General features: G+C 59.2%; 11 protein-coding genes. 6 read left to right on the forward strand and 5 right to left on the reverse strand.

What is annotated here, in order from left to right; translation table 11 throughout:
• Nucleotides 1-286 precede the first annotated feature (286 nt).
• From aceE to msrA, 5 genes are all read left to right on the forward strand, one after another.
• Nucleotides 287-2,932 carry a pyruvate dehydrogenase (acetyl-transferring), homodimeric type gene (gene aceE / locus ACMYUN_RS12250; protein ID WP_415763835.1) on the forward strand — a complete coding sequence of 882 codons (2,646 nt, stop codon included), beginning with the start codon at nt 287-289 and terminating at the stop codon, nt 2,930-2,932.
• 11 nt (nt 2,933-2,943) lie between these two features.
• Nucleotides 2,944-4,896, forward strand: coding sequence for a dihydrolipoyllysine-residue acetyltransferase (gene aceF, locus ACMYUN_RS12255; RefSeq protein ID WP_415763836.1), 1,953 nt, complete (start codon nt 2,944-2,946; stop codon nt 4,894-4,896).
• 276 nt (nt 4,897-5,172) lie between these two features.
• Nucleotides 5,173-6,570, forward strand: a complete 1,398-nt coding sequence (locus tag ACMYUN_RS12260) for an alkaline phosphatase D family protein (protein ID WP_415763837.1) — start codon at nt 5,173-5,175, stop codon at nt 6,568-6,570.
• A 254-nt stretch (nt 6,571-6,824) separates the two neighbouring features.
• The gene (locus ACMYUN_RS12265; protein ID WP_415763838.1) at nt 6,825-9,521 is read left to right on the forward strand and encodes a putative bifunctional diguanylate cyclase/phosphodiesterase; all 2,697 of its coding nucleotides are present in this window, start codon (nt 6,825-6,827) and stop codon (nt 9,519-9,521) included.
• A 195-nt stretch (nt 9,522-9,716) separates the two neighbouring features.
• The gene (msrA, locus tag ACMYUN_RS12270) at nt 9,717-10,367 is read left to right on the forward strand and encodes a peptide-methionine (S)-S-oxide reductase MsrA (RefSeq protein WP_129998224.1); all 651 of its coding nucleotides are present in this window, start codon (nt 9,717-9,719) and stop codon (nt 10,365-10,367) included.
• Between the two features lie 78 nt (nt 10,368-10,445).
• Here msrA and ACMYUN_RS12275 read toward each other — a convergent pair whose 3' ends face one another.
• Nucleotides 10,446-11,282, reverse strand: coding sequence for a 23S rRNA (adenine(2030)-N(6))-methyltransferase RlmJ (locus ACMYUN_RS12275; protein WP_415763839.1), 837 nt, complete (start codon nt 11,280-11,282; stop codon nt 10,446-10,448).
• 408 nt (nt 11,283-11,690) lie between these two features.
• On the opposite strand from ACMYUN_RS12275, the gene ACMYUN_RS12280 reads away from it, so the two are divergent.
• On the forward strand, nt 11,691-12,104 hold the full coding sequence (locus ACMYUN_RS12280) for a hypothetical protein (protein WP_415763840.1): 414 nt from the start codon (nt 11,691-11,693) through the stop codon (nt 12,102-12,104).
• 96 nt (nt 12,105-12,200) lie between these two features.
• Here ACMYUN_RS12280 and ACMYUN_RS12285 read toward each other — a convergent pair whose 3' ends face one another.
• From ACMYUN_RS12285 to putP, 4 genes are all read right to left on the reverse strand, one after another.
• Nucleotides 12,201-12,521 (reverse strand): hypothetical protein, encoded by a 321-nt coding sequence (locus ACMYUN_RS12285; RefSeq protein WP_415763841.1) that lies wholly within the window; start codon nt 12,519-12,521, stop codon nt 12,201-12,203.
• Between the two features lie 331 nt (nt 12,522-12,852).
• Nucleotides 12,853-13,566 carry a DUF4123 domain-containing protein gene (locus tag ACMYUN_RS12290; protein WP_415763842.1) on the reverse strand — a complete coding sequence of 238 codons (714 nt, stop codon included), beginning with the start codon at nt 13,564-13,566 and terminating at the stop codon, nt 12,853-12,855.
• Complete coding sequence (gene tssI / locus ACMYUN_RS12295; protein WP_415763843.1) at nt 13,556-15,571, reverse strand: type VI secretion system tip protein TssI/VgrG; 2,016 nt, start codon at nt 15,569-15,571, stop codon at nt 13,556-13,558. The genes ACMYUN_RS12290 and tssI overlap by 11 nt, the downstream gene beginning before the upstream one ends.
• Nucleotides 15,572-15,918: 347 nt before the next feature.
• Nucleotides 15,919-17,403 carry a sodium/proline symporter PutP gene (putP, locus tag ACMYUN_RS12300; RefSeq protein WP_415763844.1) on the reverse strand — a complete coding sequence of 495 codons (1,485 nt, stop codon included), beginning with the start codon at nt 17,401-17,403 and terminating at the stop codon, nt 15,919-15,921.
• Nucleotides 17,404-17,647 lie beyond the last annotated feature (244 nt).

Here is a 17,647-nt window from a genome sequence, read left to right on the forward strand (position 1 = left end):
TTGTTCTTCTTTGGCATCCAGCATCAAACTTTCACCTTATTCGGATGGAAATCGACCCGCCTTAACGATTATTCTCACAACGCAGTCGGAGGCCACAAGCCTTTCATCTGTAGTTTTACTACTCGTCTATACATTCGAAAGGCTGAAATGCCGGAAGATTTGTAGTAAAACTACACGCCGCCGGAACAACCTGTCGGCAATCCAAGAATTTTAAATCGTCTGCCCACAAGGCCAGTCGCAAACTCAGGCAACCGATTCTGGAAGCCTTTCCGCCCTGGAGCAAGCCATGCAAGACCTCGATCCCGTCGAAACCCAGGAATGGCTGGACGCCCTGGAATCGGTTCTCGACAAAGAAGGCGAAGACCGTGCTCACTATCTGATGACCCGTATGGGCGAACTCGCGACCCGCAGCGGCTCGCAGCTCCCTTACGCGATCACCACGCCTTACCGCAACACGATCCCCGTTACCCACGAAGCACGCATGCCTGGCGACCTGTTCATGGAACGCCGCATTCGCTCGCTGGTACGCTGGAACGCGATGGCCATGGTAATGCGCACGAACCTGCGAGATTCGGACCTGGGTGGTCACATCTCCAGCTTCGCTTCCAGTGCGACCCTGTATGACATCGGCTTCAACTATTTCTTCCAGGCCCCGACCGACGAACACGGCGGCGACCTGATCTACTTCCAGGGCCACACCTCGCCAGGCGTTTACGCCCGTGCATTCATGGAAGGCCGCATCACCGAAGACCAGATGAACAACTTCCGTCAGGAAGTCGATGGTCAAGGCCTGTCGTCCTATCCGCACCCTTGGCTGATGCCTGATTTCTGGCAGTTCCCGACCGTATCGATGGGTCTGGGTCCGATCCAGGCGATCTACCAGGCGCGTTTCATGAAGTACCTGGAGCACCGTGGCTTCATCCAGCCGGGCAAACAGAAAGTCTGGTGCTTCCTGGGCGACGGCGAGTGCGACGAGCCGGAATCCCTGGGCGCGATCTCCCTGGCCGGCCGCGAGAAGCTGGACAACCTGATCTTCGTCATCAACTGCAACCTGCAGCGCCTCGACGGCCCGGTTCGCGGCAACGGCAAGATCATCCAGGAACTCGAAGGCGTGTTCCGCGGTGCACAGTGGAACGTGACCAAAGTCATCTGGGGCCGTTTCTGGGACCCACTGCTGGCCAAGGACGTCGACGGCATCCTGCAGCGTCGCATGGACGAAGTCATCGACGGCGAATACCAGAACTACAAAGCCAAAGACGGCGCGTTCGTTCGCGAGCACTTCTTCAACACGCCTGAACTCAAGGCAATGGTTGCCGATCTGTCCGACGACGAGATCTGGAAACTCAACCGTGGCGGCCACGACCCGTACAAGGTCTACGCGGCGTACCACGAAGCGGTCAACCACAAGGAACAACCGACCGTCATCCTCGCCAAGACCATCAAGGGTTATGGCACCGGTGCCGGCGAAGCGAAGAACACCGCGCACAACACCAAGAAGGTCGACGTCGAGAGCCTGAAGCTGTTCCGCGATCGCTTCGATATCCCGGTCAAGGACGAAGAGCTGGAGAACCTGCCGTTCTTCAAGCCAGAGCCGAACAGTGCCGAAGGCCGCTACCTGGCCGAGCGTCGCGCTGCATTGGGCGGCTTCGTGCCACAACGCCGTGCGCAGAGCTTCAGCGTACCGACTCCGGATCTGGACACCCTCAAAGCCATCCTCGACGGCTCGGGCGACCGTGAAATTTCCACCACCATGGCCTTCGTGCGGATCCTCGCGCAACTGGTCAAGGACAAGGAAATCGGTCCGCGCATCGTCCCGATCATCCCGGACGAAGCCCGTACCTTCGGTATGGAAGGCATGTTCCGTCAGCTGGGTATCTACTCCTCCGTCGGCCAGCTCTACGAGCCAGTCGATAAAGACCAGGTGATGTTCTACAAGGAAGACCAGAAAGGTCAGATCCTTGAAGAAGGCATCAACGAAGCAGGCGCCATGAGCTCGTTCATCGCTGCCGGTACTTCGTACTCCAGCCACAACCAGCCGATGCTGCCGTTCTACATCTTCTACTCGATGTTCGGCTTCCAGCGTATCGGCGACCTGGCCTGGGCCGCTGGCGACAGCCGTACCCGTGGTTTCCTGATCGGCGGCACCGCCGGCCGTACCACCCTGAACGGTGAAGGTCTGCAGCACGAAGACGGTCACAGCCACCTGCTGGCCGCGACCATCCCGAACTGCCGCACCTACGATCCGACCTACGGCTACGAGCTGGCGGTGATCATTCAGGACGGCATGAAGAAGATGACCGAAGAGCAACAGGACATCTTCTACTACATCACCGTGATGAACGAGTCGTACCAGCAGCCAGCCATGCCGGCCGGTGCCGAAGAAGGCATCAAGAAAGGCATGTACCTGCTCGAGGAAGACACTCGCGATGCGGCGCACCACGTTCAGCTGATGGGCTCCGGTACCATCCTGCGCGAAGTGCGTGAAGCGGCGAAGATCCTGCGTGAAGAGTTCAACATCGGCGCTGACGTGTGGAGCGTTACCAGCTTCAACGAACTGCGTCGCGACGGCCTGGCCGTAGAACGCAGCAACCGTCTCAAGCCTGGCCAGAAGCCTCAGCTGAGCTACGTCGAAGAGTGCCTGAACGGCCGTAAAGGTCCGGTCATTGCCTCTACCGACTACATGAAGCTGTTCGCCGAGCAGATCCGTCAGTGGGTACCGTCCAAGGAATTCAAAGTCCTGGGCACCGACGGTTTCGGCCGCAGCGACAGCCGCAAGAAACTGCGTCATTTCTTCGAAGTCGACCGTCATTTCGTGGTGTTGGCAGCCCTGGAAGCACTGGCTGACCGTGGTGATATCGAACCTAAGGTTGTGGCTGAAGCCATCGCCAAGTTCGGCATCGACCCGGAAAAACGCAACCCACTGGACTGCTGAGGAGACATTTTGTGAGCGAACTCATTCGCGTACCTGACATCGGCAGCGGTGAAGGTGAAGTAATTGAACTGTTTGTGAAGGTCGGCGACCGCATCGAAGCCGACCAGAGCATCCTGACTCTGGAATCGGACAAGGCCAGCATGGAAGTGCCGGCCCCGAAAGCCGGCGTCATCAAGAGCCTGAAAGTGAAGCTGGGCGACCGTCTGAAAGAAGGCGACGAACTGCTCGAACTGGAAGTCGAGGGCGCCGCTGAAGCGGCCCCTGCGCCGGCCGCCGCACCTGCTGCGAAAGCCGAAGAGAAACCGGCTGCGGCACCTGCTGCTGCCGCGCCTGCCGCTGCTCCTGCTGCCGCTTCGGTACAGCAAGTGCACGTGCCGGACATCGGTTCGTCGGGCAAGGCACAGATCATCGAGATTCAGGTCAAGGTCGGCGACAGCGTCGAAGCTGATCAATCGCTGATCACCCTGGAATCCGACAAGGCGAGCATGGAAATCCCGTCGCCTGCCGCTGGCGTGGTCAAGGCCATCAGCGTCAAGCTCAACGACGAAGTCGGCACTGGCGACCTGATTCTGGACCTGGAAGTGGCGGGTGCTGCGGCCCCGGCTGCCGCCGCTCCGGCTCAGGCTGCTGCGCCTGCTGCTGCCGCTGCGCCAGCCCCGGCTGCTGCTCCGGCCGCACCGGCCGCTGACAGCGTTCAGGACATCCACGTCCCGGACATCGGCTCGGCCGGCAAGGCGAAGATCATCGAAGTGCTGGTCAAGGCCGGCGACACCGTCGAAGCCGACCAGTCGCTGATCACTCTGGAATCCGACAAGGCCAGCATGGAGATTCCATCGCCTGCCGCTGGCGTGGTCGAAAGCGTTTCGATCAAGCTGGATGACGAAGTCGGCACCGGCGACCTGATTCTCAAGCTCAAAGTCAAAGGCGCGGCACCTGCTGCTGCCCCGGCTGCACCCAGCGCGCCGGCACCTGCCGCTGCTGCTCCGGCTGCCGCTGCCGCTACACCTGCCGCCGCTCCAGCCGCCGCACCGGCCAAGCCGGGCGCGAAGGTTCACGCCGGCCCTGCCGTGCGTCAACTGGCTCGTGAGTTCGGCGTCGAGCTGAGCGCCGTTGGCGCCAGCGGTCCGCATGGTCGCATCCTCAAGGAGGACGTGCAGGTTTACGTCAAGGCGATGATGCAGAAGGCCAAGGAAGCACCGGCCGCTGCTGGCGGCGCTACCGGTGGCGCGGGCATCCCGCCGATCCCGGTGGTCGATTTCAGCCGTTTCGGCGAAATCGAAGAAGTGCCGATGACCCGCCTGATGCAAGTCGGCGCGGCCAACCTGCACCGCAGCTGGCTGAACGTGCCACACGTGACGCAATTCGACTCGGCGGACATCACCGAGCTGGAAGCCTTCCGTGTAGCGCAAAAAGCCGTGGCCGAGAAGGCTGGCGTCAAGCTGACCATCCTGCCGCTGCTGCTCAAGACCTGCGCGCACCTGCTCAAGGAGCTGCCGGACTTCAACAGTTCGCTGGCGCCAAGCGGCAAGGCGATCATCCGCAAGAAATACGTGAACATCGGCTTCGCCGTCGACACTCCGGATGGCCTGCTCGTGCCGGTGATCAAGAACGTCGACCAGAAGAGCCTGCTGCAACTGGCGGCCGAAGCGGCTTCGCTGGCTGAAAAGGCCCGCACCAAGAAGCTGTCCTCGGACGAGATGCAAGGCGCCTGCTTCACCATTTCCAGCCTCGGTCATATTGGCGGCACCGGCTTCACGCCAATCGTCAACGCGCCGGAAGTGGCGATCCTCGGTGTTTCCAAGGCAACCATCCAGCCAGTCTGGGACGGCAAAGCCTTCCAGCCGAAGCTGATGCTTCCACTGTCGCTGTCCTACGATCACCGTGTGATCAACGGCGCTGCAGCTGCACGCTTTACCCAGCGTCTGGGCAGCCTGTTGGGCGACATCCGCACCATCCTGCTGTAACCCAAACGGCCCTCCGGCAACGGAGGGCTGTTTGCTGCACCCTTTCGAGCGCCACACGCTCGTACCTCAACCCCGTCAATTGACGGGGCTTTTTTTTGCCTGAAATAAACCGGATCGCGCCTCTTTCCTACAACCTGCGCTGACATCGGCCACAGGCCTGGTCCACTTAACGCCAATATTTTCCGCCGCCGGCCAACTAACCTCTGCTCAGGAAAGTTGCTTCAATGCGCTCCGCTTATTTAATTCATCTTATTAAAATCTCGAACGGAATCGATCATGTTCAAACCGACTATCGGCCCTATTGTGGGCCACACCACAACTAACGAAGTACGCATTTTCATTCGCGGCGAACAGCAGGACAGAAAAAGAGTGTTTGCAGGAGTCCGCGCTCGCAAGGCCGGTGCGGAAAAATGGTCCAACAGCGTATTTGCACTTTTGAATCCGGCTAATGACATGTCGGGTGTGCTCGTATTGCACGATCTCGATGCCGATTGTGAATACGAATATCAAGCCGGTTGCCTAAGTCCGATGAACCCGGTGCATACCATCGACACGGTGGTCGAGTTTCCATTGCAATGGCCGCGTCAGCTCTACCGCTTTCGCACCCGAACTGCGCAGGGCAACCAGCCCCGCAGCTTTATCGTCGGTTCGTGCCGTTATCTGCGGATCACCGCAGGCATCGCTTCCCTGCCGCAACTGGGCGACCGCATCTTTGGCTCGATCAATCAACTGATCGAAAACAGTCATCTACCGGTCAGTGCGGTAATCATGACCGGCGACCAGGTTTATGTAGATGACTTGAATATCATTGCACCGGATCGCGAAGCCAAAGACATTCTGAAGAAATATCGAACGGCATTTTCGCAACCGAATATTCAACGACTGATGTCCAATACATCTACTTACATGATGCTTGACGATCATGAAATCGAAGATAACTGGCCCGCCAATGCCAAAGATGCGGACAAGGACTTGTATCGCAATGCCATGGCCGCTTATGAACTTTATCAAGCCAGCCACAGCCCGGTTTATGCATGTAACGGCAAGGGCCAGATAGACCGGGACAGCTTGAAGCATTACTGGTATCAGTTCGGCGACAGCGATATCGCTTGGTTCGTTACCGACAGTCGCACCCAGCGCAACCTGTCGAAAGACGATCGGCGCATTCTCGACGTCGAACAGGAACAAGCGCTGCTTGAATGGCTGATTCACACTCCGGCACGGGTGAAATTCGTGGTGACCAGCGTGATGTTTTATCCCGACCGCAAGCTTCACGGTGACGATGCCTGGAAAGCTTTTCCCGAACAGCGTCTGCGCCTGCTGGAAACCATTCGTACCCATCGGATCAAAAACGTGGTGTTCGTCTCAGGCGATGTCCATGGCTCGCTGACCAGTCGCTTGACTCACAGCGAAGACACCGATTTCGAAGTGCACACCATCGTGTCGTCACCGCTGCACAACAGCAAACTGTTGCCGTATGCCAAAGCCTCGACGTTTATCCTCGATCAACCGCTGGTGCGCACGGCAGCCGGGGATTATCGGCACGAGCTGACCGGTGCCGTGGTGAGTCAGGACAATTTTGCGCATGTGGTCGTTGAGGCTGATCAGATATGGGTCAACTACCATGACCGCGATGGCAAGAAGCTGCAGTCGATCAGAATGAAATTGCGTTGAAACAGCAAAAGATCGCAGCCTTCGGCAGCTCCTACACCAGGCGCATTACCCTGTTGGGGCGGCGTGAAGCTGTGATCTTTTGTTCATTTCAGTCATGCACTGGAGAAATGTTCACTGCAGCCGACATATTCTTATAGCACTTGGCCTTCATCTCTCTTGTCAGTCGGTGCCGCAATGATGCAACCTTGCCGCAGCCAACAGACAAGAGGGCGAGAGCCCGGCGCATTCAGCATATTTCCAAGCGAGTTCCCTTCATGAAGAGCCAACCCGATGCCGCCAGCCGTATGGCGGCCGAGGTAGTGACGCAGTTGCCTGTGCCCTCGCGGCTCGGCATGCTGCGTTTCGAGCGCTTGAATGAAGCCAGTTGGGCGATGCTGTTCCTCGATCCCAACTGCGAACGCCAGTTCGGCCAGCCGGCCGTCGAGCTCTGCGCCCTGGTCGGCTCGCCCTACGCCAGCCTGATGGAGCCCGAAGCGCGCTACCAACTGCATGACGCGATCCAGCAGCAGTTGAGCAAAAGCGCGCATTACGTGGTGCGCTACACCCTGCACACCGCCGCCGGCGCGTTGAACATCCTCGAGCTGGGTGAAGCCTACAAACAGCACAACCGGCATTTGCTGCGCGGCTACCTGCTGGCCGTCGACGAGGTGTTCGACGAAACCCAGGCGCTGCCTTCGGTGGATCTGGAAACCCAGAACTCGCGCCTGCAAATCGCCCTTGAGCTGAACCAGCGTGCCCAGCAGGAACAACTGCAGCATCTGGAACGCGTACGCGCCCAGCAGGATCTGATTCTGCTGCTCGCACGCCAGCGCTACAGCACCCACAATTCGCTGCAGGAAGCCGCCGAGCTGATCACCCGCTGCGCCTGCGACATTTACGAGATCGACTGCGCCAGCCTGTGGAACCTCGAAGGCCAGCGCTTGCTGCCGATCTCCGCCTACCATCGTGCGACCCAGGAATACCTGCTGCCGGAGCCGATCGATATCAGCGGCTTCCCCGATTACATGGAGGCGCTGCACAGCAGCCGCGCCATCGATGCCCACAACGCCATGCACGACCCGCGCACCCGCGAGATGGCCGAGGCGATGCGTCCGCGTGACGTTAACGCCATGCTCGACGCCAGCATTCGCGTCGACGGGCAAGTGGTCGGCGTGTTGTGTCTGGAACAGACCGGCGCGACCCGCGCCTGGCAGTCCGACGAAATTGCCTTTGCCGGCGAGCTGGCCGACCAGTTCGCGCAAGTGATCAACAACCACAACCGCCGCACTGCCACCAGCGCCCTGCACCTGTTTCAGCGCGCGGTCGAGCAAAGCGCCAACGCCTTTTTGCTGGTCAACTGCGACGGCGTTGTCGAGTACGTCAACCCGAGCTTCACCGCGATCACCCAGTACACCACCGAGGAAGTCCACGGCCAGCGCCTGTCGGAGTTGCCGGCGCTGGAAAACCTCAGCGAGCTGCTGTTCGACGCGCCCTCGGCGCTGGCCCAGAGCAACAGCTGGCAGGGTGAATTCAAGAGCCGCCGGAAAAACCTTGAACCCTACTGGGGGCAGTTGTCGATTTCCAAGGTCTATGGCGACAACCGTGAGCTGACGCATTACATCGGCATCTACGAAGACATCACCCAGACCAAACTCGCGCAGCAGCGTATCGAGCGCCTGGCCTATACCGACAACCTGACCAACCTCGGCAATCGTCCGGCATTCATCCGCAATCTCGATGAGCGTTTTGCCCGCGACAGCGATGCGCCGATCAGCCTGTTGCTGGTCGATATCGACAACTTCAAGCGGATCAACGACAGCCTCGGTCACCAGACCGGCGACAAACTGTTGATCAGCCTCGCCCGGCGCCTGCGCAACAGCCTCAGCCCGAGTGGGAGCCTGGCGCGTTTTGCCAGTAACGAATTTGCCGTATTGCTCGACGACACCGATCTTGAAGCCGGGCAGCAGATCGCCAGTCAGTTGCTCATGACCCTCGACAAGCCGATGTTCGTCGACAATCAGCTGATCAGCGTCACCGGCTCCGTCGGCCTCGCCTGCGCGCCGCTGCACGGGCGCGATCCGCAGACACTGATGCGCAACGCCGGTCTGGCGCTGCACAAGGCCAAGGCCAACGGTAAACATCAGTTGCAGGTGTTCACTGAAGCGCTGAACGCCGAAGCCAGCTACAAACTGTTCGTCGAGAACAACCTGCGCCGCGCCCTGACCCAGAACGAGCTGGACGTGTTCTACCAGCCGAAACTGTGCCTGCGCAGTGGGCGCCTGCTGGGTATGGAAGCGCTGTTGCGCTGGAACCATCCGGAACGCGGCATGATCCGCCCGGACCAGTTCATCAGCGTCGCCGAGGAAACCGGCCTGATCATTCCGATCGGCAAATGGATCGCCCGTCAGGCCTGCCGCATGAGCAAATCCTTGACCGCCGCCGGCCTGGGCAATCTGCAAGTGGCGATCAATCTGTCGCCGAAACAGTTCTCCGATCCGGATCTGGTCGCCTCGATCGCCAACATCCTCAGGGAAGAAGCGCTGCCGGCGAGTCTGCTCGAACTGGAGCTGACCGAAGGCCTGCTGCTGGAAGCCACCGAAGACACCCACTTGCAGCTCGACCAGCTCAAGCGCCTGGGCCTGACCCTGGCCATGGATGACTTCGGCACCGGATACTCGTCGCTGAGCTATCTGAAGAAATTCCCGATCGACATCATCAAGATCGATCGCAGCTTCATCCATGAAATTCCGGACAACCAGGACGACATGGAAATCACCTCCGCCGTGATCGCCATGGCCCACAACCTGAAACTCAAGGTCGTCGCCGAAGGCATCGAAACCGCCGAGCAACTGGCGTTCCTGCGCCGGCATCGTTGCGACGTCGGCCAGGGTTATCTGTTCGACCGACCGATTCCCGGTGACGAGTTGATTAAAGCCCTCAAGCGCTACCCGCGTGGGCCGCTGTGCCTCTAAAGCCTGCCTCTATGAAGATCCCTTGTGGGAGCGAGCCTGCTCGCGAAGGCGATAAAACCATCGACATCTTCGTCGCCTGACACCCCGCTTTCGCGAGCAGGCTCGCTCCCACAGTTTTGATAGTGCGAATTCCGGCATCATTCGGCACACTGGCGGTCTGACTTTTTACCTCCAACCTGACTGAGAGGAACGCTCATGGTTCTGCGCTCGGAAATTCTGGTGAACAAAAACGTGCTTCCAACCAAAGAACAAGCCCTGCCCGGCCGCGAAACCCCGATGACTCTGCCGGAAAAACACTTCGTCTTCGAAGACACCCCGCTGCTCGGTCCATTCTTTCAGGACGTCGACTTTGCAATCTTCGGGCTGGGTTGCTTCTGGGGCGCGGAACGACGTTTCTGGCAGCGCGAAGGCGTGGTCAGCACAGTCGTCGGTTACGCCGGCGGCTTCACGCCGAACCCGACGTACGAAGAAGTCTGCTCGGGCCTGACCGGCCACGCCGAAGTGGTATTGGTGGTGTATGACAAGGCCCAAGTCAGTTACGAAGAACTGCTGGCGATGTTCTGGGAACTGCACAACCCGACTCAGGGCATGCGTCAGGGCAACGACATCGGCACCCAGTACCGCTCGGTGATCTACGCGACCACCCCGGAGCAACTGGATGCGGCGCTGAAAAGCAAAGACGTATATCAGGCGGAACTGGCCAAGGCCGGTCTGGGTGAAATCAGCACCGAGATCGACCAGGCCCCGACCGTGTACTTTGCCGAGGCTTATCACCAGCAGTATCTGGCGAAGAACCCTGAAGGTTACTGCGGGATTGGCGGCACCGGCGTGTGCATGCCGAGCTAAAAGCTGCTAGCGGCAAGCTTCAAGCTGCAAGCGCTGTTTTCGCTTCAGCTTGTAGCTTGTAGCTTGTAGCTTGTAGCTTCATTCCGCTATTAACCAATCCATCTGCCAGCCACCCTGGGTCTGCCCCAGTTTCCTCGACAACCACGGCAGCAACTCACGCAACTCTTCCTCCAGCCCCCACGGCGGATTGGCGATCGCCAGCCCGGAACCGTTCAGGCTGTTCGGCGTGTCCAGCGGATGCACCAGCAGCTCCACACGCAGCAACTTCGGTGCACCCGTGCCTGCCAGGTCCTGATAAAAACGCCGCAGTGCACGCTGATCCTTCACCGGATACCAGATCGCAGCCACGGTCTGGCGCATGCGGCCGATGGCTTCTTTCATCGACGCCGCACAACGCTGCATCTCGTCCAGTTGCTCGAACGGCGGATCGATCAGCATCACCGCCCGCTTTTCCTGCACCGGCAACATCGCCCGTGCCACGTGCCAGCCCTCGCCCAGATGCACTTTTACCCGACGATCGCCGGCCATGTTGTCCTTGAGCAACACGCCATCTTCGGGGTGCTTCTCGTTGAGCATCACCCGATCCTGCGGCCGCGTCAGGCGCCGCGCCAGCTCCGGCGAACCCGGGTAATAGCGCAACTGGCCATCCGGGTTCATCTCGTGCAGCACCTTCATATAGTCGGCAGTCAGCGCCGGCAGGTCCGGCTGATCCCACAACCGCGCAATGCCTTCCAGGTACTCGCCGGTGCGATTGGCCTGATCGCCCTGCAAGTCATACAGACCAATGCCCGCGTGGCTGTCGAGATAGGCAAACGGCTGCTCCTTGCGCGACATCAGGGCGATGAGGCGGGTCAAGGTCAGGTGTTTGAACACATCGGCGTGATTGCCGGCATGGAAGGCGTGACGATAATTCATGGCTGCTCCTGCGAGGGCCGCAAAGTTTACCTTTTACCGGGCGGCAAGTCAGGGGTTCACAGCCGAGTGGACAAAAGCCTTTCCCTCACCCTAACCCTCTCCCGGAGGGAGAGGGGACTTACGGTGGCGATCTTGCGAGTTACATCGACCTGAATGATCGACGTGATATCAGGCTTGGCCAAGCGTAGATAAGCGCCCAAGTCGCAAGTCGTCACACGACCAGTTCCCAGAAAGAACTCCACCATCCAGGCTTGGCCAAGCGAAGTTCACCACTGAAGTCGCAGGTCGGCGTACATCACCCAGACAACTCGGTCAGTCCCCTCTCCCTCTGGGAGAGGGCTAGCGTGGGGGGCTTTGCTTTTATGCCGTTAAACTGGCTGACCATGAACGACAGGAAGTCAAAAACTCATGCGATATCTCATCATCTGTTCACTCAGCCTTCTAAGTCCATACCTCGCCCTTGCCGACGAAACTCACATTGAACAGGCACGCCAGACACTAAAGAACTACGGGCTGAGCCACTGCATTCTGAAGCCATTCAACGAACGCTCAGCGCTGGAAAAAGACATTGCGCTGTCCGCCAATGCCTATTCATTCATGGGCAACGGCCTACATTCCATCCTGCAAAATGAAGACACGCTGCAAGTGCTGCACGATCCCTATAAAGAAACACTGAGCTACATATCGGCGGCTTACCAGCAGACACCTTCACGCAGCAAACACTCAAATGAAAAAGTGGTGTTCCTTGCGTGCCTGAAGATCTACAACTCCGAAGCGTTCAGCCGCTTTATCAAAACTCAAGATGCCTACATCTCTGACTGACCCCCTGATTTCAATCAACATCAAAAGATCGCAGCCTTCGGCGGCTCCTACACGGGATGGGCGCTCACTCTGCCGAAGGCTGCGATCTTCTGATCTTCAGGCGGGCAAGCTGCGCAGGCGCTTGCCGATGACATCGAGCACGTCACAGCCGTCACGCAATGGGATGGCGCACAGCAGGGCGAAGTCGCTGAGGATCACAGAGTCGCATTCGATCGAGCCGCGCATGCACATGTTTTCCAGAACCTGGACCACGGCGCGGATGCGATGGTTGGCGGCGTCCATGAGGATGTCGAGGGGCACGTGGGTGTCGATGAACAGGCTGGGCATGTCGCTGCAATTGCCGGTGAGGGCCATGAAGCGGTTGTCGGGGTGAGGCGTGATTTTTTCGTAGGGTGGATCAGTATGCATATTGGTCATTTTCCGGGTCCCATGATTGATAAACGTGAGCCGCCATCACACCTTCCTACGGGTTAGGGTGGCAGCTGTGCGCAGGAGTAGGAACCGAGCAATCATGGACCTCGGCCACGCCGAAGCGTGCCCCACGCACAGCCGCCGCGAACGATCTTACGGACTTGAACCAAGTGCCGCAAAAAGCCAACGAACTGTAACGTCATGAATGCGGGGATCCTTCACCCTGCCACCGCTCTCGCAGTGACAACGAAAAGACTATCCCTGCAACCCACCACGCACCAGTTCATGAAAACCGCCGCAATTCGAAGGAAACGTCCGAAGCGTTTGCCCCGAAATTTCATTCTGCCTCTGCCAGTAAAAACTCCAGAAGCGCCGATCGTGACGAATCTTCCGACATCGATAATTTGAAAAACTGCCCGACCTTGCAGCGCAGGACCGTCTCGGGAAACGCCTCGAACACGGCCGGCTGCTCCTCGCTCAGCCACTGCAGAACATTGGCGATGCGTACGCTCGCATCAGTCTGCGCCAACAGCGATTGCGGCACGCTCCACCACGGGAAGACCCGCCCCGAAACCAGCGCACGCCCCCCGACGTCAATGGCTTGCCCATTCATCAAGGCTCGCGAAACGACCGGCAGCAATTGCGCGGGATTGACCTCGCCAGACTGCAAAAGAGGCAGCAGAAAACGACCGTCCCAAAAGCGGAAAAACACCCCTTTACCGTCCGGCATCAGCACTTGAGTCAGACTACGGAAATGTTCGACCAGCACTTCCAGATCTGCCGAAGACACCGCCAACCATCCCCAATCCCGGGATTCTGTTTCCGCCACCCAACGTAAAAACTCACTGTCCGCAGCGACAATTCCCACATAGGGCATCACCGCATCCCACTCGGCATAAATGGTCTCGGCCCACACTGGACTCGCTGTGCCCTGCCAGGCTTTGAACGCATCGGCGTCGCTGGCGCGGCTGAAAACTGAAAACAGTTGTTCTGACGCCAGCAGCGGCTGACGCGCCAGCCAATCTTCGGGGGTTAACGCTTCAGGCTGCACAAACACCATCCTTACAACGCTCACACTCTTCGCAGAACGGCGCGTCACCTTTGAAACTCATGATCTGTGCGGCCGTGAGAATCGCCGCCGGCGCAGCGGCCAGTTTCTTCGCCAAACCCGGCACCACCGGCGCCGCGCTCATCGCCGCCATCGGCGCGCCGCCAACAACAATCGGCACGCTGCTGAAAATTCCGCCGGGGCCGATGTTGATCCACTGTCCGCCGGCCTGAATCGTCGCGCTCGCGCCGCCATCGATGACCACTTGCTGGCCTGCGCTGATATGGATTTGCGCCGAGGCGCTGGTGGCTTGACTGTTCACCCGAACCTGTCGATCGCCGAGCACGGACAAATGATCATCCTGCCTCACTTCGGTCTGACGCTGGCCGTGGGTGATGCGCTGTTCGTCGGCCTTCAGTTCATGGCGGGCGGTGCCGGTGACCACCACACTGCGCTGGTTGTCGACCTGCAACTGCTGGTCGTTGAGCACATGCTGGGTCCAGTTGCGCTGGGCACGCAGGTAGATTTCCTCGGCACCCTTTTTATCCTCGATGCGCAGTTCGTTATAACCGCCACCGCCAGGGCTGCTCTGGCTGCGGAAGATGCTGCGGGTCTTGTCCGCCGGCAGGTCCAGCGGCACCGGAGTCGCCGCATTTGGCAGGCATCCCATGACCAGCGGCTTGTCGGCATCGCCATCAATGAAGCCGACCAGCACTTCCATGCCGACTCGCGGAATCAATACGCTGCCGTAGTGATCGTGAGCCCAACCGGTCGCGACGCGCAGCCAGCAACTGGAGTGCTCGTTCAATTCGCCATCGCGGTCCCAGGCCAGTTGCACTTTGACCCGGCCAAATTCATCGCAATGGACCTCCAGGTCTTTCGGTCCGGTGACCACGGCGGGCTGGTAACCGGACATGCGCGGCTTTTCCGGCGCCAGCGCCGGACGGAAGATCACGTCCCACGGCGTGGCCACGAAAGTATTGCGGTAGCCCTGGAAGGATTCGCCATCGCTGGTCACCGACTCTTCCAGCACTTGCGGCTGGCGCCCGCGATGTTCGACGGTGGTGAGCAACCACAGATCATTCCAGTCGCTGCGTGGATGCTCGGTGAGTTGCAGGAAATGCCCGCAGACCAGTGAAGACTCGTCGCTGCTGCCCTCGGCCTGACGGTAATCGGCAACGTGCCGTTCCAGCGTTCGCCGAGTCAGCTGTTTGCCGGTTTCGCGATCACTGAATTGGCCGGGGAAGTGATAGTCCTCCAGCACCGGACGCTGCTCGCCGTCACTGCGACTTTCCAGAGACAGGCGTGGTTTTTCGAAGTTGTAGTCGCGCCGGGTGACGACGCTGGTGCGGGTTTCCACGCGCACATTGAAACGTTGAATCGCCGGCGCGCCAGCGGACATGCCGCTGCCCGGCAGATAAAGCGTCGGCTCGGGCAGCCTGGGGAACACGGTCTGGTCGTCGCCGAACACCAGCAGATGGCCTTCGGGGCTGTGTTGAAAGTGGTAATGAATGCCGACTTCGGCACACAGACGCTGGATAAAGGCCAGATCGCTTTCGGCGTATTGCACACAGTACTCGCGCTGCGGGTATTCGCTGCCCAGGCGAAATTCAAAGGCATCGCGCAGGATCGAATGGTCCTTGAGAACCTGAGTGACGATTTGCGGCACGCTCTGATGCTGGAAAATCCGCTGGTTGATGCGATGCCCGAGATACGTCAGACGCGGGACGAAGCTGAGGTGATAGCGTGTCAGGCGTTTCCCGGAGTCTCCCTGTCCGACCTGATAAATCTGACCATGAATACCGCAACCCTGAGCCTCGAAACTCAGAAACGCCTGACCATGCAGCAGGCTTTCCAGATCCAGGTCCGGCCGCTCGCTGACCAGTTCCAGTTCGAAGCGAAATGGCTGGCTGATGGCTTCCCTGCCCGTGAACTCAAGAACTTTGAGGTCATGCTGGGCGCCTTCGAGGGTCAACGTGAAACGCGGTTGATTGGCAGGCGCGAACATCCGATGTCTCTCTGCAGTGTGAGGGCGGGCGATTCTGCATGAGGGGCAAGGGGTGATGGGCAGGTGACGGGGAATTCAGATTTGCCCTACGTGGTTTGCTGAAAGGACCTTTAGAAATTAGCACTTTGCCTACAGACATTCCTTCAAGCCGGTCAGTGTCCCTGTGGGAGCTGGCTTGCCAGCGATGAGGTCGGCACATTCAACTTATCGCTGACTGACACACCGTCATCGCTGGCAAGCCAGCTCCCACAGGGTTCTCCAGTGTTATTGAAGAATCACAGGCAATAAAAAACGGCCCGCCTCCTGTAGGAAACGGGCCGTTTTTATGTGAGCCGAAGCTCAGTTCATCACTTGTTCAGGTGGAAATCTTTTTCCGCCGCTTCGAAGCGCTGCACCATGCCAGCAGTCGGCGCGCCGAGCTTGCTGACGATGTAGATGGCCAGGCTGGCGAAGATGAAGCCAGGGATGATTTCGTACAGCCCCATTACTTCCCAGTGCTTCCAGGCCACCACGGTGATTGCGCCGACTAGAATACCGGCCAGTGCGCCGTTGCGGGTCATGTCTTTCCAGACTACCGAGATCAGCACGACAGGACCGAACGCAGCACCGAAACCGGCCCAGGCGTAGGACACCAGGCCCAGTACGCGGTTTTCCGGGTTGGCAGCCAGCGCGATAGCGATCAGGGCTACCAGCAGCACCATGGCACGACCGACCCAGACCAGCTCCAGTTGCGAAGCGGACTTGCGCAGGAAAGCTTTATAGAAGTCTTCGGTCAGGGCGCTCGAGCACACCAGCAACTGGCAGCTCAGGGTGCTCATTACCGCAGCCAGAATGGCCGACAGCAGTACACCGGCAACCCATGGGTTGAAGAGAATTTTCGCCAGTTCGATGAACACGCGCTCCGGGTTCTCGGTCACAGGACCGGCCACTTCCGGGTGCGCCGAGAAGTAAGCGATACCGAAGAAGCCCACCGCAACGGTGCCGCCCAGGCACAGGATCATCCAGGCCATGGAAATGCGACGTGCCTTGGCAATCGACTTCACCGAATCCGCCGCCATGAAACGCGCGAGGATGTGCGGCTGACCGAAGTAGCCCAGACCCCAACCCATCAGCGAGATGATGCCGATGAAGGTGGTGCCTTTGAGCATGTCGAAGTTGCTTGGATCTTGCGCTTCGATGGCGAGGAACGTGGTGTCAACGCCGCCTGTGGCCAGCAGGACGATGATCGGCGTAAGGATCAGCGCGAAGATCATCAGCGTGGCTTGTACGGTGTCGGTCCAGCTCACCGCGAGGAAACCGCCGATGAAGGTGTAGGCAATCGTCGCCGCAGCACCGGCCCACAGCGCCGTTTCGTAGGTCATGCCGAACGTGCTTTCGAACAGACGGGCACCGGCGACGATGCCGGAAGCGCAGTAGATGGTAAAGAACACCAGAATCACGATCGCCGAGATGATCCGCAGCAAGCCGCTTTTATCTTCGAAACGGCTGGAAAAGTAATCCGGCAGAGTCAGGGCATCGCCGTTGTGCTCGGTCTGCACACGCAGACGGCCGGCGACAAACAGCCAGTTCAGGTAGGCACCGACGATCAGGCCGATGGCGATCCAGCTTTCGGACAGACCGGACATGTAGATGGCGCCCGGCAGGCCCATCAGCAACCAGCCGCTCATGTCGGAGGCACCGGCAGACAGCGCGGTGACGACGCTGCCGAGGCTGCGACCACCGAGAATATAATCGGAAAGGTTGTTGGTGGAGCGATAGGCCATCAAGCCGATCAGCACCATTGCTGCGATGTAGATCACGAACGTGATCAGGGTTGGATTGCTTACGCTCATTGAGTTACGCCCTGGCTTTGTTTTTATGTAGCGGCGGTGGTGAACCGCTCGCAAACGACGACGTTTGGCAGACGATCCGGGATCCCGCGCATTTAAGACTGATGTTTCCCCAGGAAAGCCATCAGCCGATGCACCGGGTTATTCCCGGTTGCACCTTGGCGGCGAATGCTATGCAACAAAGCAAATAAGGTGCAACCAGTTTCGCGAGAATTAGTTGCACCCAGCCGGATTAATCGACGATCGC

It is taken from the genome of Pseudomonas sp. CP4 (assembly GCF_047758505.1).
GTDB classification, from domain to species: Bacteria; Pseudomonadota; Gammaproteobacteria; order Pseudomonadales; family Pseudomonadaceae; genus Aquipseudomonas; species Aquipseudomonas fluorescens_AO.